The 18,336-nt window shown below is 74.1% G+C and carries 4 protein-coding genes; all 4 read right to left on the bottom strand.

Going from position 1 to position 18,336, the window contains the following annotated elements:
• Nucleotides 1–6 precede the first annotated feature (6 nt).
• Genes ABZ808_RS00870 through ABZ808_RS00855 form a run of 4 tightly spaced genes read right to left on the bottom strand, consistent with a single transcriptional unit; the run spans nucleotide 7 to nucleotide 18,279 of the window.
• The gene (locus ABZ808_RS00870) at nucleotides 7–4,434 is read right to left on the bottom strand and encodes a hypothetical protein (protein ID WP_356999009.1); all 4,428 of its coding nucleotides are present in this window, start codon (nucleotides 4,432–4,434) and stop codon (nucleotides 7–9) included.
• Entirely contained in the window at nucleotides 4,434–9,932 is a 5,499-nt protein-coding gene (locus ABZ808_RS00865) for a DUF3892 domain-containing protein (protein WP_356999006.1), read from the bottom strand. Before ABZ808_RS00865 ends, ABZ808_RS00870 begins: the two co-directional genes overlap by 1 nt.
• Nucleotides 9,929–13,333 (bottom strand): DUF6603 domain-containing protein, encoded by a 3,405-nt coding sequence (locus tag ABZ808_RS00860; RefSeq protein WP_356999004.1) that lies wholly within the window; start codon nucleotides 13,331–13,333, stop codon nucleotides 9,929–9,931. Before ABZ808_RS00860 ends, ABZ808_RS00865 begins: the two co-directional genes overlap by 4 nt.
• Nucleotides 13,330–18,279 carry a hypothetical protein gene (locus ABZ808_RS00855; RefSeq protein ID WP_356999002.1) on the bottom strand — a complete coding sequence of 1,650 codons (4,950 nt, stop codon included), beginning with the start codon at nucleotides 18,277–18,279 and terminating at the stop codon, nucleotides 13,330–13,332. Before ABZ808_RS00855 ends, ABZ808_RS00860 begins: the two co-directional genes overlap by 4 nt.
• Between the last annotated feature and the right edge of the window lie 57 nt (nucleotides 18,280–18,336).

Here is an 18,336-nt window from a genome sequence, read left to right as displayed (position 1 = left end):
GGTTCCTTAGCCTGCGGGGACGGTGCGGGTGAAGTCGGTCGAGGCGGTTTCGCCGTCGGTGTTGAACGGGAAGTAGAGCGCGGGCAGGAACTGGCCGACCTCGCCGAGGGTCGCCACGTCGATGGCGCGCAGCGGGGCGAGTTCGAGGGTCTCCACGAGCGTGCGTTCCAGGGCCTCCCGGGTCCACAGCGGCGCGTCGTCCGCCGGCACGGCGAGCAGGATGGCCTGCGGTGCCGCCTGACCGGGCGTCTCGGCGTGGAACGCGACCCCGGTGGTCTCGGCCTCGTTCGGCACCACCTCGACCCACTCGTCGACGAGCAGTCCGCACAACGGCGCGGCCGGATCGACAGTGGCCGGCGTGTCGACGACGATCGACAGCCGGGACCCGGCGGGCCGTTCGGCACCGAAGCGAAGCCCCACCCACCGGTCGCCGGGCGTGTACGGAAGCTGCGCCACCCGCAGGTCCTGGTACCGGTCGGGGCGGACCGCCTGGGCGTAGCCGCGTACCGTCTCCAGCCGGTCGACACCGGCCCGGACCGGTGCCGAGTCGGCCAGCCAGTCGCCGGCTTCGTGTGGCGACCCGCCCTGCAGGTCGGTGCTCGCGGCCAGTGCCGCGCTCAGGCCGATCGGTTCGGCGAGGGTGAACGCCGGCAGAACCCGGAAGTCCGCCCCGAAGACCGCCTGCAACCGGGCCACGTCGTGGTCCCGGCGCTGCTCGGCGGTTTCCCTGGCCCGGTCGAAGCTGGTGGTCAACGCGAGCAGGGCCGCGTGCCGGGCACCGACCTCCGCGCCGACCGCGCGAGCCCGGGCCAGCAGTGCCGGCGGCGTCGCGTCCGGACCGACGTACGCGCCCAGCACCCCGATGCCGGCGGCGGTCGCCAGCGCCGGACCGAGTACCGCCGGCTCCTCGCTCGCCAGGTCGGCGACGAGCCGCCGCAGCAGGTCCGCCGCGTCGTCGGCGCGGTCGCGCAGGGTCGGGTCCCCGTCCGGTTCGGTGCCGTCGATGCCCGACGTGTCGGGGTCCGGATCGGTGCCGCCGGGGGTGAGGTCGGCGGCGGTCAGCGGGCGGGCCGAGGCGACCAGGGTACGCACCGCGCGGGCGACCTCGACGAACTCGTCAAGCGCCAGCACGTCGGCGGCCCAGTTCACGCCCCGGCCCGGCAGCACGCGCAGCGGCCGGGACCCGGTCGCACCCGCGGGCGGGATCGCGGCGTCCAGGATCCGGGCCACCAGCTCACTGTCGGCGGAGATCTCGTCGGCGTCGGTGAGCGCGAGCAGGTCCAGCGGCGACCGGCCGATCCGGTCGAGGCCGACCTCGCCGGAGAGCGGGCCGTTCGGGCCGGCCCACTCCACCCGGGCGCGCACCGACGCCGGCCGGGGCAGCAGCCCGCCGACCAGCGCGTCGAGCCGCGGCTCGGCCGCCGCCCGGGGGGTGGGTCCCGTGGTCGGCCAGTCCTGCGTCGCGGCCGGCCAGTCGTTGCCGAGCAGCGCCACCCGGTGGGTGATCGCCAGGCCAGTGCGCGGGGTCCGGGCGAACTCCAGCTCGCTGGCGGGTACGTCGCCCCGGGAGGCAGCGTCCAGGGTGGCCCCGGTCCGCATCGGGTTGCCCTGCGCCGCCTGGTGCACGCTCTCGGCCAGCAGCGCGTCGGCCACCGCGTCGATCGCCTCGCCGAGCGAGGTGAGCACCTCGGCGAGCGCCACCTGGTCGCCGTCGCCGGGGTTCGGCAGGTCCGGGTCGCCGGACCAGTCGATCCCGCTGTCCCGCCAGCGCTGGTACAGGTCGAGGCCGTCCACCACGGCAGCGGTGGCGACGACCGGCTCCGCCTCGGCGTCGTGCTGCACCCGCAGGGCCCGTACCGGCGCGATCTCCCGCAGCCGGGGCAGGTACTGCTCCAGCACCCGGGGATGGTCCTGGAGTTGGCGCTCGAACCGGTAGCCGAGCAGCTCGGTGAGGGGCTGTCCCTGGCGTACGCCGTCGAGGAGCCAGCTGGCCAGCCGCACGCGGTCGGAGCTGAGGTCGACCGCGAGCGGGTTGTCACCGCTGGAGCCGTGGGCCCGGTACCCGGCGCGCAGCACCGCGGCGGTGGCCGCCTGGCCGAGCGACGGCGCGTGCACGTACCCGGCGTTCGCGGCGCCCTCCCGCAGCGTGGCCGGGTCGCCGGCGGTGCTGCTCCGGCGCAGGTTCTCCACCCAGCCGTACCCGCCCAGGTGCACCCCGGTCGCCTGGGTCCGGCGCATCGTGGCGAGCCGCTTCGTCGCGAACGAGGTGATCCAGGCGTCGAGCCGGTACGAGGAGAGGTCGATCGACTCGGCGAGCAACCGTTCCAGCTCGGCGGCCGGGTACGCGGCCAGCGCCAACGCGCTCTCCCGGAACGCGGCCAGGTCCGTTCCCGGGGCGGTCCGCAGGTGCTCGCCGACCACGGCGGTCGACCCGCCCGGCAGCGGAATTTGGCGTGCCAGTTGCCGCCAGAGCGGCCAGCTCGTCCGGTCGGGGCGGATGTCGATCAGCTCCGCGTCCCGGTACGCGTCGGCGGGCAGCGGCGCCAGCGTCTGTTGGAGCCGGCGGGCGGCGGTGGCGTACTCGGCCAGGGCGGACTGGCGCAGCAACCGGTAGAGCAGCGGGGTGGCGGTGCCGTTGGTCTCCGCCTGGTCGCGCAGGTCGGTCCAGGTTCGCTCCAGCGCGGCGAACCAGGGCAGGTAGTCGGCCGGCCCCGCGCCCTCGGGCGGGGCGACCAGGGGTCCACCGATCGTGAAGGCCCGCTCGGCGAAGGTGGCCTGGGACAGCCGGGTGTCCCAGTCGAGTTCGAGCAACGCCATCAACTGGCTGGGCTCGAACGCCTGCCGTACCCGCCAGTTCTCGTCCATGTCCAGCCGCAGGAACCGCCACAGGTGCGTCAGGTAGTCCATGCCGAGCAGGCTGCGGGCCTGCCACCGCGACCCCAGCGGGCCCTGGGCCAGGATCCGCAACAGCACCTCCCGCGGGTCGCCGGGACCGCCGACCCGGGGTACGCCCGGCAGACCGGTCTCCGCCTCGATCTCGGTGGCCGAGGGACGCCACACCCGGTCCCGCAGCAGCCGGAGGAAGCCGACCAGGGCGGTGTCCCGGGTGTCGGTGCCGGTCCACCGGTCCAGCGCCGTCACCGGCAGCACCCCGTACGGCTGCTCGGCTACCCGCAGCGCCGGCACCGGCCCGGCGGCCCGTACGTGCTCGATGTAGTGCCGCCGCCCGTGCCGGATGTCGTCCTCGGTGACCACCCCGGCCACCATGTCGCTGAGGAAGTAACCCCAGGTCGCGGCCCAGGTGACCGTGTTCATGTGGCGGGCGCCGGCGGATTGCGACACCGCGGCACGGGCCGGGGCGGTGGGCGGTCCCTCCGGGCGGAGCGCGGCGCGGGCCAGCGCCCGGGGCGACCCGGTGACTGTGCCGCCCCGGACCACGTGCAGCGGGTCGCCCTGCTGCGCAACGAGCGGGACGCCCAGTGCCCGAGCGGTGACCGGCGCGTCGCCGTCCACCTCGGCCGGCGGCTCCTGGCCGGGCAGCACCCGCAGCAGGTCGATCCGCTGCGGGTCGTCGGGGTCGTGGCCGGAGCGGGCGCCGGCCGTGTTGTTGGTCGGGGTGCCCGGCGGCACGAAACCGAGCCCGTGGGTGTGGAAGTGGGCGTCGAGCAGTTCACCGAGAACCCGGGCGCCGCGCCCGGCCGGGGTTTCCGGCGCGACCACCTCGTCGGTGTCCACACCGAACACGACCAGCCGATCGATGCCGCCCTGGGTCATCTGCGGGGGCAGCGGGATCCGCATCGCCATGCCGGCGTCGACGGCGGCCTGGAAGTCGACGAGCCACCGGCTCTTGTCGTCGACCGGCGGCTCCTCGTCGCTGAGCGAGGTCAGGTCGGCCGCGGGTGACGGGCCGACGACCAGCGGGCGGCGTACCGGCGTGGACTGTGCGTACACCGGCGCGACACCGGCCCGCCACAGGGTGGCGTGCCACTGGCTCGGCAGGGCGCGGGCCACCGGCTCGCGGTCCCAGGCGTCGGCGCCGCCGGACACCGGCGGGAAGTCCGGTTCCCGTAGCAGTGGCCGGCCGGGTGGGACGGGCTTGCCTGGGCGGCCGTCCGCCGCCGGCTCCAGCGCCCGGGCGATCCAGACGGCCCGTTCCGGGTCGACGAGCTGGCACAGCCGCCGCCAGGCGATGACCTCGTCGGCGGCGACCCGCCCGGCCCGCCACACGTCGATCCAGTACTGCCTGCCCCAGGCCACCTCGTCGTCGGTCAGTCGGGGCTGGTGGGTGTCGACGTGCAGCACGTCCGGCAGTACCCGCAGCCACAGCTCGGTGCCGGTCGGTCCGGTGTCGACGAATCGGGTCTCCACGCGCACCGGCAGCAGGGCCACCGGCCACTGGGTGGGCAGGTGCCACGGCGGGTTGGGTGTACTCATCACGCGTCCTCGGCCAGTTCGGGCAGGAATAGCAGGTTGTTGGGCAGGTCGCCGTCGGCCTCGGTGGTGAGGTACGGCCGACCGGTCACGGTCCGCGAGACCAGCACCTGGACCTGGTCACCGACGGGGCGTTCGACGAAGAACCGTTCGTGCCGGCCGATCGCGGCGATCACCTCCTCGGTGCTCATCCGCCACGGCGTGCCGTCGACACGGCGCCCGCCGACGGCGACGATCCGGTGCTGGGGCACCCCGGCGGCGTGCCGGGCGACCGCCTCGATCTGCCAGGTGTCGTCGATCGGCGGGATCATGTCGCTGGCATGGATCGCCACCAGGACCGGCCGTTGGAGAGTGATCTGCGCCTGGTGGGCGCTGTTGTATCCCCACTCCAGGCCACCGAGTCGCAGGCTGCTCAGCCGGCCGGAGGCCTGGGCGTGCCGCAGTCGCTGCTCCTCGGACGCGTCGCCCGTCAGGTGCCGCCAGTGCACGTCCGACCAGTGCGTCGGGGCACCGCCGTAGCTCGCCCCGTCGGGCGGGGCGTCCAACCCGAACCGGGCGTCGGTCGGCGGCTGCCGCAGCACGATGAACCAGCCGGCGTCGGTGTCACTGCCCCGGGCGTCGGACACCCCCAGCGGCAGGCCGAAGAACTGGATGTCCGGGTCGAGCCGGCCGGCGAACTGCGGCTCACGCGTCTCGTCGGCCAACTGCCGGCTGCCGTCCTCGGCGAAGAAGGCCTTCTGCACGTAGATCGCCGTGCCCGGGTACCGGCGCAGCAGCTCGCCGCGGACCAGCACCACCAGCAGGTCGCCGGCACCGACCGCGGTGGCGTTCTCGCCCAGCCCGTTCCCGGGCTTCCAGCCCTGGATCGGTGGGATGTCGGAGAGCGGGCCGACGGACGGCTGCGCTGACCGGACGTCCCAGAACTGGGAGAAGAAGGTGGCACCCAGGTCGGTCGGGTAGCGCCGCCACAGCATCTCCCGGCCCAGCTCGGAGTTGAGACCCACCATGAACGCCTCCACGAAGGACGCGTTGACCCGCAACAGGGTGACCGTCTCCGGCGGGATCGCGGACACCCCGGGGAAGAGCAGCTCCTGGGACAGGTCCCGCAGCGCCTCGTACATCGGGCGGGTGAACCGGGGCACCACCACCAGTTCGCGCAACTCCTGCGCCGACTCGGCACCGGCCAGTTTCAACCGGCCGGCGGTCTGGTCGGTGATCCCGCCGACGGGTTCCAGGGCGGCGGTCATCCGGGCCGCCAGCGTGGCGGTGTCGACCGAAACCCGTTGCTTCGCCTGGGCGAGCGCCTGGGCCGCCAGCACCCGGTCCTGATGCCGTCCGGCGGCGGCGGCGAACCGGTCGCCCATCGCGGTGCGGGCGGCGGTCAACGCCGGGTCGAGGTCGGCGAGGGCGATGGCCGCCCCCTGCCCCTCCCACCCGAGCCAGCCGGGGACCTCGGCGTCGGCCGTCCACTGCCGGGCCACCCCGTACCGGTCCAGGTCCCAGCCGACCCGATAGTAGCCGCGGTTGGACTGGGCCGGGTTGGCCACGTGGAACAGCACCAGATCGGCCCGGCGGGTTCCGGTGACGTCCATGACGGCGATGCCGGCGCCCTGGTGCGCCGCCGGCAGCGGGCCGCCGCCGACCACCTTGGCCGGCGCCCAGCCGCCGGCGACCCGGCCCCGGGCGTTGAGCTGCCACCCGATCCGGTAGACCGCCTGGTTGGTGCCGCCGGACGGCTCGATGGTGAGCACGATGATGTCCGGGGTCAGGTTGTCGTTAAGGTCGGCGACGGCCACCCCGACGCCCTGCACCGGCCGCGGCGTCCAGGGCACCGACACCGCGTCGGACCACCCCCGGCTGATCGCGCCCTGGGTGTCCAGCCGCCAGCCCACCCGGTAGTACAGCCCTGGCGCGGCACCGCCGGTGGCGTACGCCAGGATCAGCTCGGGACGACCGTCGCCGTCCAGGTCCGCCACGGTGAGGTCGGCGCCCTGGATCTCGGCGGCTACCTCGTCGGGCAGCCGGTGCACCGCGCTCCACCCGCCGGTCACCTCGCCGGTGACACCGAGATTCCAGCCTATCTGGTAGTGGACGGCGTTGGCGCCAGCCGGGTTGTCCACCCACATCAGGACCAGGTCGGGTTGGCCGTTGCCGTTGACGTCGGCGACCGCGATGCCCAGGCCCTGGGTCTCCCAGCCGATCGGACCCGGCTTGTTGATCTGCGCGGACCAGCCGCCGCGTACCTCGGCCTCGAACCCAAGGTCGCGGCCCACCCGGTGGTAGATGACGTTGTCGGTCGCGCCGTTGTCGACGTGCGCGGCGACCAGGTTGGACATGAAGCCCAGCGGCAGCGCCCACCGGGGGCCGCCGACCGGCTCCGCGGCGATCGAGCCGGCGCCCCGGGAGTCCACCGGGAAGCCGTGCTGATCGTCCCAGCTCCACCCGTTGCCGGTACGGCTCACCGTGAAGAGGCGGCCGTCGCTGCCGGTCACGAAGACCGTCAACCGGCCCCACATCGCCGCGCCGGGCACCTGCATCACCCTCGTACCGGGTGGGAACCCCAGGTTCTGCCACGACCAGGCCGAGCCGTTCCAATACCGGATGTACAGCCGCCCGTCAGCGGCCCCGCAGAAGATCATCACCTCGTTGCCGCTGACGATGATGTCGCCGGGGGCGTTGGTGAGCGTGGTCCCCGGCGGGGTGCCGTGGTCGCCCCAGGTGCCGCTGGCCAGTACCCGTTCGATCAACCGACCGTCGTAGGACACGGCGAACACGCTGACCGGGGCGGTCCGCGGCGCGACGTGCCGCAGCGGGGCGCCGGTCGGGTGCCCGTGCCAGCGCCACTCCCAGCGGGTGCCGGTCCAGTAGCGCTGCCACAGCCGGCCGGCGTCGCTGGTGACGAAGAAGCTCGTGTTGCCCTGGGCGCTGCCCGGGGTGCTGACGATCTTCTCGGCGCTGTAGTGGTTGGGGTTGCCGTGGTCGACCCAACTCCACTGGGCGCCGTTGCGACGCCGCTCCCAGAGCCGGTTGCCGCCACCGTTGGTGGTGGTGGTCAGGAAGATGCTCTGGTTGTTGAGCACCAGGAACGGCGAGCTGCCGAGCCCGTAGCTGCCAGGCGGGATCGGATGCTTGCGCCAGTACCAGCGGTCGTCCTCGCGGTAGTGCTCGAAGAGCCCGCCGTGCACGGTGGCGACGAAGATCCGCCGGCCGCCGTCCATGACCCCGCCGGGTTCGACCCCGGCGGCCTGGGTGCTGGGCGGTGCGCCGTGGTCGAACCAGAGCCACCGGGTGCCGTCGTAGGACCGCTCGAACAACCGGCCGTCGCTGGTGGTGACGAACGTCTGCCGGTCGTTCACCGCCGGGCCGGGTGGGCTGAGCACCGTGCCCGGCAGGCCGGTCGGTGCGGCGAGGACGCCGGCAGGCAGCGGGCTGGTGTCCGGGTACGACACCGGCAACGGCTGCGGCGGGTCCGGGATCGGCTCCGGATCGGGATAGGGGTCTCGCGGCGGCCAGTTCGGGTCGTCCGGGGGCAGCCTCGGCTCGATCGGTCGCAACGGCGACACCGTCCACACCTCGCCGAACTGCTCGACGGTGGCGGCGCCGACCGGGGTGTCGAGCAGGCCGGTCAGCCCCGGCCGGCTGTCGCCACCGGTGCCGTCGGACGTCGGTGGAGCCAGCGCGACCTCCGGCTCCGACGTCGACGGGACGGCATCCGCTGCCGGAGCCGGCTCATCCACCGCGACGGCCGACGCCGGCGCGGGCTCGTCCGCCGCCACGGCCGGTGCCTCAGCGGTGGCCGCATCTGTCGTCGCGGCTGCCGCGAGGCCCGCGGCGCGTCCCCGCCACCAGGGGTCGGCGCGGTCGATGCGGGTCCGGTTGATCAGGTGGAAGGCGATGTCGTCGCCCGCGACGTCGTCGAACAGCACCGTGCCCGCCGGCGGCTGCTCCGGCGGCGTCGCGGTCACCTCGTTGCTCGCCGCCGCCTCGACCACGGACTCCAGCGCGTCGGCGCCGGCCCGCCGGGCCAGCGGACCGTCCGGCCGGGTCATCCGGCGGAACGTCGCCGACAGGGTCGCCGTCGCGGTCGGGTTGCGGTGCAGTTCGCCGCTGACCAGCCGCTTGCCGCGTGGGGTGACCGTCACGGCGTCCAGCACCGCCCCGGAGACCTGCAACAGCCGGCCGGCCGCCAGCGGGCCGCCGAGGGCGAGCCGGCCGGCGTCGGAGCGGGCGAGACCGGCACCCTCCGGACCGGCGATCCGGCGCTCGTACGTCGAGCGGCTGACCTCGGCGGCGAGCTGGGCCTGGCGGATCGCCTCGTTGGCCCGCTGCACCTCGGCCGCCTGCTCCCAGGCCGCCGCCATCAGCTCCTCCTGCTGCTCGCGCACCACCCGGGTGCCGAGCGCCGCGGCGATCCGGTGCCGGGGGTCGAGGTTCAGCTCCCGGAGCCAGTGCGGGTGGGCCGCGGCGCCGGGTACCCGGTCGACCCCGGCGTACCGGCCGCCGTAGAGCGGCGGACCGAGCCGGGTGCCGGTGTCGGCGATCAGCGCCCGCAGCAGCTCCTGGAACGCCTCCCGGGACTGCGCCGGCCAGAGGGTCGGCATGGTGAGCGCTCCACGCAGCGCACCCTCGGCGCCCAGGGTCACCGTGGGCACCGACGGGTCGAGCCCGGGGACCCCGGACCGGCCGAGGAGGATCGGGCGCAGCCCCGCGTCGGCGGGCAGGCCACGGGCCCGCAGCCGCCGGACCAGGGACTCGAAGTCGCCGTCGGCCCCGGTGGAGAACTCCCAGCTGTGGTAGACCGGCAGCAGCGGCGCGGCGCCCAGACCGGGCGTCCAGGCTGGGGCGAGATCCGCGCCGTCGTCGACGGGCAGGCCCAACCCGGCCCGCCGGCCGGCCTCGAACGCCGGCACCAGGCAGGCCCGGTAGGCGATGCCGGCAGCCAGCCGGCGTGGGCTGATCAGCCGGGACAGGGTGCGGCGCGGGTCACCGGCCAGCACGTCGGCGACCGGCTCGCCCGCCCCGGTGGTGGCGACCTGAGCGTGCGCCCAGGCCCACGACTCGGCCAGGTCGGGCAGGTCCGGCAACGCGCACTCCAGCACCGGCAATGGGGTGCCGGTGTCCGTACGCAGGTCGGAGTTCTCCACCGGCACCACGACCAGGAACAGCCAGGGACGCAGCCGCTGCCGATCGCCGGGCGCGGCCGGGGTGAACAGCCACGGGAAGTCCGGCCGGTCGAACTCGATGGTGACCAGGTTGTTCGGCTCGAAGTCGCTGGCCCGCTCCGGCGGATCGGTGCGGATCACCTGGCGGGTGTCGATGCCCCGGATGTCGCCCGGCCCGTACAGGCGGATGTCGAACTGGTGCTCGGTGCGACCGGCCAGCCGGACGCCCACCGTGACCGGCTGCCGGGCGGGGATGTCCGTCTCCAGCGGGTCGGCCACCGCACCGGCGGCGGCCAGCCCCTGCCGGACGTACGCCAGGAAATGCAGTTGCGCCGTCACCGGCGTGCCTCCTCGGGGGTGCGCGAACCGGCGACCGGCTCGGTGAACCGCACCAGGGGGGTCAGCCCGGCGCGGTAGGCGGCCGGGCCGGTGGCCCGGGCGGGGGCCAGCGCGGCCGCGCTGGATCGGGTCAGTCGTTTCAGCGTCGCTCCGTCCATCGGCCGCATGGCCGGGGCCTGGTCGACCGCCGACCGCTTCGCCCGCCCGGTCCCGCCCGGGGTACGGGCGGCGACGTCGGGCTCGTCGATGATCAGCACGTCGTAGCCGAGCGGCACCGGCGGCGGGGCGGCCAGGTCGTACTCCACCTCCGGGGAGGAGAAGCTGCGGCCCGCCTCCATCCGCTCGAACGAGGGGGTGGAGAGCAACTGGTCGTCGGTCATGGACTGGAACTGGGCCCGCGCGAAATGCTCGTAGGTGACCGTGCCGGCGTCGGTGGCGTCGACACCGCCGAACCGCACCGACGCGATCGCGTAGCCGGTCTTCTGGGTCACCGGCGCGCTGCCGAACCGGTCGATGGTCAGGCCCAGCGGGGCGACCTGCTGGGTGACCGCGATCGCGCCCAGGGGGTGAGCCAGCAACTGTCCGGGCGCCACCTCGATCTTGCGGAGGGTGACCAGTGCCTCGCCCTGCGGCGGCAGCTGCGCCGTCCAGTTGCGCGGGTCGGCGAACGCCGCGTCGAGCTGCCCGCCGACGTCGACCGGGGTGGGCAGCGGCGGTGGGGTCCGCGATCCGATCGTCAGGTCGAAGGAGACCGAGGCGCTGACGAACAGCACCTTGAACTTGGCCTTGCCGCGCGCCCGCCACGGCCGTGGCCCGCTGAGCGTCACGCTGAGCGCGACGGCCATCAGCTCCCGCTTGCCCCGGCGCAACGCCACCGCCGCCGCGATGTCGGCGACGAAGCCCAATGGCGCCAACTGCACCAGGGTGTCGAAGGAGAGCATCCCGGAGACGTTGAAGCCGGCCGCCTCGGCGTAGACCTCCAGTCGGGCACCGAACTGCACGGTGTTCGAGGTCAGCGCGAGGTACGACTCCAGTCGCAGCCGGGGATTGTCCTTCTCGGACAGGGCGATCGCGAGGCGACGCAGTTGCGGGAAGTTCGGCGGCGGCTGGAATCGCGGGTTGAACCCGCCGGCCGCGAGCGCGAACGTCGGCTTCGCTCCCCAGGACATCCGCATCGCCATGTCCCCGCTGATCGGGAAGCCGGCGATCTGCGAGTCGTAGAGCGACGCGTCGATGGACGCCTGTTCGGCGCCGAAGTCGACGATGCCCAGGACGTCCATGTTGATCTTTACGATCGGGTTCTTCTCGTCGGGCAGGGCCATCCGCAGCCGCCCCAGCACCACCAGGCGCAGCGGCGCCGGCAACTCCAGCACCAGACCGAGGTCGAAGGTGAGCAGGGTCGGCGTACCCCAGCCGAGCCGGGCCATCGGGCCGAAGACGTACCGGCCGACGGCCACCGGGAAGATCGCGCCGGCCGCCGCCACCGTCTCCGCGGCCCGGCCCACCGGGTCCGTCGGGAACATCAGCGAGTTCAGCGACCCGTTGCGCACCCCGGAACGCAACGCCTCGACGTTGACCGTCCGGTGCACGCCGAGCATCCCGCCGACCCCGTTGAGGGTGAAGCCGAAACCGAGCTGGATCGGGGTGAACTCGCCCGCGATGATGACCAGCAGGGAGAACCCGTCGCTGCCGTCCGGCATCCGGATCGGCGACCCGTCCGGGTTCTTCGTGGCGAGCAGGCCGACCGCGCTCACCGCGATCGACTCGAACTGGAGGTGCAGCGCACCGGCGTACTGGCCGGCGTCGGCGTCCACGAAGAGGTATCCGCCGCCGACCAGCGGCCCGGCGGCGAGCGACAGCCCGATGCCCGACGGCGGCTTGAACGCCAGCGTCGTCTCGGCCGGGCCGAGGTTGCCGCCGCCCGGCGGGAACGTCAGGCCCGCCTCGACGCCGATCCGCTCGGCCACCGCGCGCAACGGCCCCAACCGCAGGGTCGCCGAGGCGGCCAGCGCGGCGGAGAGCCCCTCCCCGCGTACGCCGAGCGCCGCGTGCAGGCCGAAGATCTCGACCGGGCCGGCCGAGATGTGCAGCGGCAGGTCCGCGTCGAGCCCGGCGGCGCCCCGGAACGTCAGGCCCTTGCGCAGCGACCAGGTCAGCGCGAGGTCGAACTCGGCGCGCAGCCCCTCCGGCGGCAGCACCTGGGCGAGGAACCCGTCGCCGTCGCCGGCCGCGACGACCAGCGCCGCGCGGGCCGCCGAGACCGACAGTTCGATGTCGTCCACCCCGCCGCCCAGCGCTGCGCCGACGGCCAGCCGCAGACCCTGCACCTCCAGCCGAGTGCCGGTGGCGCTACCGATGCGCAGGGCCACCCCTGTCGCGTCCGGCACCCGGTCGGCGGTGAGCGCGATCCGCACCATCGCGTCCAGACCAGCCGGCAGGGTCAGCCCGTCCGGGCCGATCGCGAAGCCGGCGCCGGCCCCCTGGACCGCCAGCTTCAACGCCCAGCCAGCGACGATCCGATCGAGTTCCAGGGCGCCCCGCAGCGCCAGGACCAGGCCGAGCCCGCCCCGGTCGGCGGCGGACAGTGCCGCGCTCGCCCCCACGGTGACCCGGGCGTCGCCGATTCGGATCGGGGCGGCCACGGTGAGCATCCGGGCGGCCAGGGCGGTGCCGACGGCCCCCAGGTCCGGCCCGTCGGCCGGGTTCAGGCCGTACAGCGCCGGCACGCCGAGTTCCTTGAGTACGGCGGCGATGCGGGGAAAGAGTTTCGCCGCCGCCGCGTCCGCCGCCGCCGTGGTGGCCAGCCCGTCCGGGAAGTACTCCGCGCGCAGCGTGCCGACCGGGTCGCTGAGCAGGTCACCGAGCCGGTCCAGGTGCAACTCGGGCCGGGACCGGGGCAGCCGTACCGGTGCGCCGGTCGCCGGCATCGGCGCGCTCACCGGCGGCTCACCCGCCGGGGTGAGCAGCGTCAGCAGGATCGCCACCTGGTACGCGACCGGGTGTTGGCGTTGCAGGTAGTTGACGGTGAGGAAGGTGATCAGATCCTCGGCCAGCACCTCGGCCGGCGGGAGGTTCGCCGCACCAGCGCTCAGCGCCGGTGGCAGCCCGCTGACCGCCGCGACCGCCGCCGACACGGTGTCCAGCGCCGCGGTCAGGTCGTCGAGCGTCTCTGGCGGCCCGTGCTCGACGATCCGGCGCACACCGTCGACAGCCTCGGCGCAGTCCGTCAACCACTTCTCGAACTCGTCAGCCGGCATCCCGGCGAGCGCGGCGAGGTCCCAACCGAGCGAGTCGAGGATGCCGGAGCGACGCCACTGGCTGGTGGCGGCCATGGTGATCGGCGACAGCAACGCCTCGATCTCGCCGAGCAGTTGTGTCTGGAAGTTGCCGTCGTCGGTCATGCCGTCTCCGGTCCGTAGTGAGCCGCGGTGAAGGCAGCAGGCCGGTTGTAGACCGTGTTGGCCCCGTCGCCGACGTTCGCGGCGCCCGCCGCACTGCTGAAGTAGGTGATGGCCGGCACGCCGGCGTGGGCCAGGACCTGGTTCGGGTAGAGCAGCCGGGGGTTCGGGCCGGAGGCCACGTTGCCCGGCGTCCGGTACTGCATGCTCGGCTCGATCTCCCAGGCGTTGCCGTTCCACTGGAACTCCCGACCGCCGTTGTAGCGGCGGATCGTCTCCCGCTGGAAGACCGCGCGGATGCGCTGGTCAATCGGATTTGGCAGATGGTCGTCGATCAGGTTGTAGGCGCCGGCGCCGTAGGTCCCGAAAATCAGGCGGACGGCTCGACGGATGTTTTCCACCCAGTTCCACGCCTCGTCGGCATCGACGCCCGTGGGCGGGTTGCCCCAGTTGTCGAGCTGGCCGATTCCATAACCGTGAGGCGGCCCGAACAGCGGCATGTCCGTCTCGTGGCCGTACCGCCAGGAGCCGCCCTGGAACGTGTACTCGGGGCGGCGCGGGGGGTCCGTACGGAACTGGTTGTAGCCGCCACGTACGCCGCTCTCGTGCCCGAAGATCAACAGCGCGGTCCGCTGCCAGCACGCCAAACTCAGGATGTTGACCCGGGGCAGGGCCTGATTGGTGTTGTAGTACTCCTCCACGATGTCCTCGATGACCGCCTCGATCTCGGCGTCGGGCGCGGGGTTTCGCCCGAGGACCCGGAAGTCGGGCAGCACCAGCAGCGGCACGGCGGCCGGCGGTGGCCCGAGCACTCCTGCCGCGTTGGGGATCAGCCCGGAATCCAGCGGTCGCTCGTCGAACGAGAAGCTCGACACGCCCAACTTCCCGTCGCCGCCCCGGATCACCTCCCGCCCGGCATCGGTCACCGAAGGTTGGAACTCCAGCACCAGTGCCGGCCGCGCCTGGGCACCGGCGAGACGCCCCCACGGCCGCTGCTGGCCAGTGACCAGCACGGCGGGCAACCGCCGGTTCGCGACCGGGAACGGGACCACGGTCGGTGCGGGCGCGAAGGCCGCCGGCACCCGTCCCTGGTCGTCCACGACGAGGTCCCGCCCCCGGGCGTCGGTGAACTGCCCGGTGGCGCCGTAGTGCAGCACCACCGTCGGGCTTTCCGCCAGGTCCAACTGGTAGTTGTGGCCGAGCTGCGGGTTTTGCACCGGGCCGGCCATGGCGTCGGCGTTGTCGTCCGGGCCGTCCCAGCTCAGCCGCAGGTTCCAGGCCCAGTCGATGCGCAGCTTGCGCGGCGGAGCCGGGTTGGCCGCCGGGTCCGGCGGGTCGAGCACCGCCGACCGGGCGTACCGCCGGCGCAGCAGGTCGCGCAGTTGATCGTCGGTGACGCCGACGAAGTGCACCTCCCCCATCCACATCGGCATCTGCGGTCGCAGCCGGTCCGGCCCACCGGCGACCAGTGGCCGTCGCTCGTTACGGAACTGGTACGGCACCATCCGGCGGACCCTCGTCTCGTTGTCGAGGAGGGCGAGGGTGTTCTGCGGCGACCGGAGGAAGTCCACGACGACGAGTTCGTCGGCCTCGCCGCGCAGCGGGCCGCGATCCTGCGCGGTCGGGTCGTCGACCAGCGCGGTCTGTAGGCCGCACAGATGCAGGGTGAACGACTCGACGTGTGGCACGGCCGGCCCCTCGGCGACGACCAGGACCTCCACCGGGCCGAACGCGGCAGCCGCGTCGTGCAGGAACACGGTCGCGGTGAACGTACGCACCCCGCCGGCCGGGGGTGCCAGCGTCGCCGTCACCTCGTCGGCGGTGGGCGCGTCGGCCGCGATCCCGGTCCGCAACCGCAGTGCGACGCCGGCTGAGGTTTGCAGCCGTAGCCGGACCTGCGTCGCCGCGGCGTCGACCTGCCCCTCGATCCGCAGGCCCCGCTCCACCGGCCGGTCCGGTGCCACTGCGGCCGGGGCCGGGTCGCCGTGCACCACGGCCGGGGGCGCCCACGCGTTGGCCTGCTGCCGGAGCCCCGCTTTGGCGTAGGTGTCGGGCACATGCCACAGCACCGGCCAGAGCGCCAGTTCCTCGGGACTGACCAGGCTCAGTACACGTGCGGGGAGGGTGACCGTGACCGGTTCGGGCTCCCCGTCGCCGGCCGGTGGCACGGGCGGCACGGTGCGCTGCTGGAACAGGCCGGCGGTGCCGAGCAGCGCGTCCGGCAGCGGTCGGGCGCCGGTGCTGTAGGCGACCTCGGCGACCGTGCCGGCGGCCGGCTTGAACGCCTCGGTGTAGTCCCACGGCTCGGTCGACCCGGCGACGGCACTGGCGTACAGGTAGCCGTCGGTGCCGGCGCGCAGCCGGCGGACAGCGCCGCCGGTACGCCAGTAGACCCAGGTGTCCTCGGCGGGTTGACTGGTCGCGGCGACCCCGCCCGCGGCGGGCCGCCCGGTCATCAGCACGAGGTGGTCGGGGTCGTGCGGCGCTGTGGCCGCCCGGGTGGAGAGGCTCACCACGCAGCGGGTCAACGGTGCGGCGGCCTCCTGGCCGGGCAGCCGCCACCACAGGGTCTGGATCGCCTTCTTGGCGTTGCCCGGCTGCCAGGAGAGGCTGACCTCGCCGATGTTCGCGTAGCCGACCACCTCCTTGCCGTCGCCCCACTTGCCCAGGTAGTCGTCGTGGTTCTCGGTGGCGGCCAGGTACTGCCCGAGGGCCGCCGCGCGGTCGCCGGTCGGCGGGTAGACCGGTCGCGGCGAGCCGGGTCGGGGCGGGATCGTCGGGTCGGCGGCGTCGTGCTTGGCGAAGCTCAGGTCGTAGGACCAGTCCGGGGTACGCGTGACAGTGCGCAGCGGCCCGGTCTCCGCCACGGCGGGGGTGCCGTGCACCGTCCACGGCACGCTCCGCAGGTGCCCGGTGATCGTGTCGACCAGCTCGGAGCCGACGGTGAGGCTCCCGCCGTCCGGGTTCGCCCAGCCGACCCGGCTGCTGCGGGGCAGCACGTCGGCGGTCACGTCGAAGCCGGTGCCGTGCAGGAACCGGGTCAGCCCGTCCTCGTTGCGCGCCGCGCTGGCCACGAACTGCGCGACCACTCCCCGGGTGGGCACCGGAGCGGTGGCCCGGAACGGCACCGCTCCGTCGTAGCGCAGCCGCGCGGCGAAACCGTAGCCGACCTCACCGGAGAGCAGGATGAGTCGCTGCCGGCGGGTGCCGTCCGGTCGTGCGGCGCCCCGGTTGAACAGCCGGGACAGCAGCTTCTCGTACCCGGCGCGTTGCAGCCCCCAGGCCTCGCCGTCCACGGTGGCCCGACCCCGGTAGCGCTTGCCGAGCAGTTGTTGCACGAAGTCGGAGACGAACGGGTAGCCGACCACGGGTGTCGCGGAGACCACGAAGGTGGCGGCCTCCGGGCCGAGGTCCGGCGGGTCCAGCACCTGTTCCTTCAGGGCGGCGTCGCCGTAGAGCAGGGCGGGCGGGTCGCCCGGCCCGCCGAGGAAGACCCGCGTGGTCCGGGTGTCCAGCACGATGAGCTGGTGCTTCGCCCATTCGACGTGGTAGTGCCAGCTCAGCGCCCCGGCGGGACGCAGCGGTACGCCGCTGGTGAAGCCGGTGGGCAGGCCGACGCAGGCACGGATGGCCGCCGAGGTGTCGTTCTCGGTGCCGTCCCAGGCCGCGACGGCGGCCAGCAGCCGCCGGCCGGGCTCACCGGCCGGGCCGGCGGGCGCGAACCGTTCCGGCGTGTTCCCCCAGCCCTGGCAGAGGGCGTACGCGGTGAGCGCGTTCTGGATCACCCGGCGGCCCAGCCCGCTGGCGTCGCCGGTGGTGGACAGTGCCTTCTCCGTCCAACCCTGCGTCGAGAACCAGTCCTCGCTGACCTCGTGCTCGCCGAGCACCAGGTAGGTCGGGGTGTTCGCCAGCACCCGGCGGACCGCGCCGACACTGGACCGGAACGCCAGCACCGCCGCGCGCTCGTCGGCGAACGTGTCCCGCCGCTGCTTGGCCGGGCCGTACCGGGCCATGGCGGCCCACGCGTCGGAGAGCCCCGAGTCGGTGAGCGAGCGTTCCAGCAGCGCGTGGTCGTCCGGGTGTACGTCGGCGAACTCCGGCAGGTTCTCCGGCCAGAGCACGTCGGACCAGACGAGCAGGTACATCGCCCAGAACTCGGCCAGCGTCAGCAGGTGGCTCTTCGCCGCCGTGGCGGTCAGTCCGGCCGCCCCGGTGGCCAGCTCCTGCCGGTGCCCGGGCCGCATTCGGGGGTCCGCGTCGACGACTCCGGGCAGCGCCTCGGGGCCGGCCTTGAGGGTCTGCCCAAGCCCGGTGACGACCGCCAGCAGCGGGTCGGCGACGTCGTCGGCGTAGATCTGGCTGCCACTGAGCACCAGTTGCTGCGGCCGGGCGAGCGGGTTGGCGACATCGGCCCGCAGGATCTCGTCGAGCACGGCGAGCGCGTCGTCGCCACCGCCGTGCGGCTTGCGGCAGGAGGTGTGCACCACGCGCAGCCGGTTGAGGTCCTCCGGCGGGGTGGCGAAGCTCGGCAGGCTCGGCGCGCCCGGCCCGGCGTAGCTGAGGGCCGCGCGGGCGGCGGCCGCCGTGGCGGCGACCACGTTCGGGGAGTACAACCGGGGCTCGGTGGCCGGTACCGGCACGGATTCGTCACCGGGCGCGGCGAAGAACACGTCGTACCGGTAGAGGGTGCCGGCCGCCAGCGGCGCCGCGCCGGTGGCGGTGACCGCGACCAGGTGGCAGTTGGCGGCCACCTTGACCGTGTTGCGGCTGCCCTCGCAGACCTGGGTCACCCCGACCCCGTCGGCGTCCGACGAGTAGACCCGGAGAGTGACCTTGCGGGGTTCGCGCAGCGCCAACCACACGGTGACGGACGTGCCGTCCACCCGCCGCAGCAGGGGGCCGGCCAGCACCAGCGGGAGGCTGGCGAGCGGGCGAGGCTGCCAGGTCACGCCGACCTCCACGGGCCCGAGCCGACGGCACCGAACTGGCCATGTATGTCCATTGTG

The organism is Micromonospora sp. NPDC047527 (assembly GCF_040643015.1).
Lineage (GTDB): Bacteria > Actinomycetota > Actinomycetes > Mycobacteriales > Micromonosporaceae > Micromonospora.
The sequence above is the reverse complement of the archived record's forward strand: the minus strand, read 5'-3'. Positions and strand labels throughout refer to the sequence as shown.

Bases quoted from the DNA above. Each gene is read 5' to 3' on its own strand.
- ABZ808_RS00870 (WP_356999009.1), bottom strand. From the start codon at position 4,434: ATGAGTACACCCAACCCGCCGTGGCACCTGCCCACCCAGTGGCCGGTG.
- ABZ808_RS00860 (WP_356999004.1), bottom strand. From the start codon at position 13,333: ATGACCGACGACGGCAACTTCCAGACACAACTGCTCGGCGAGATCGAG.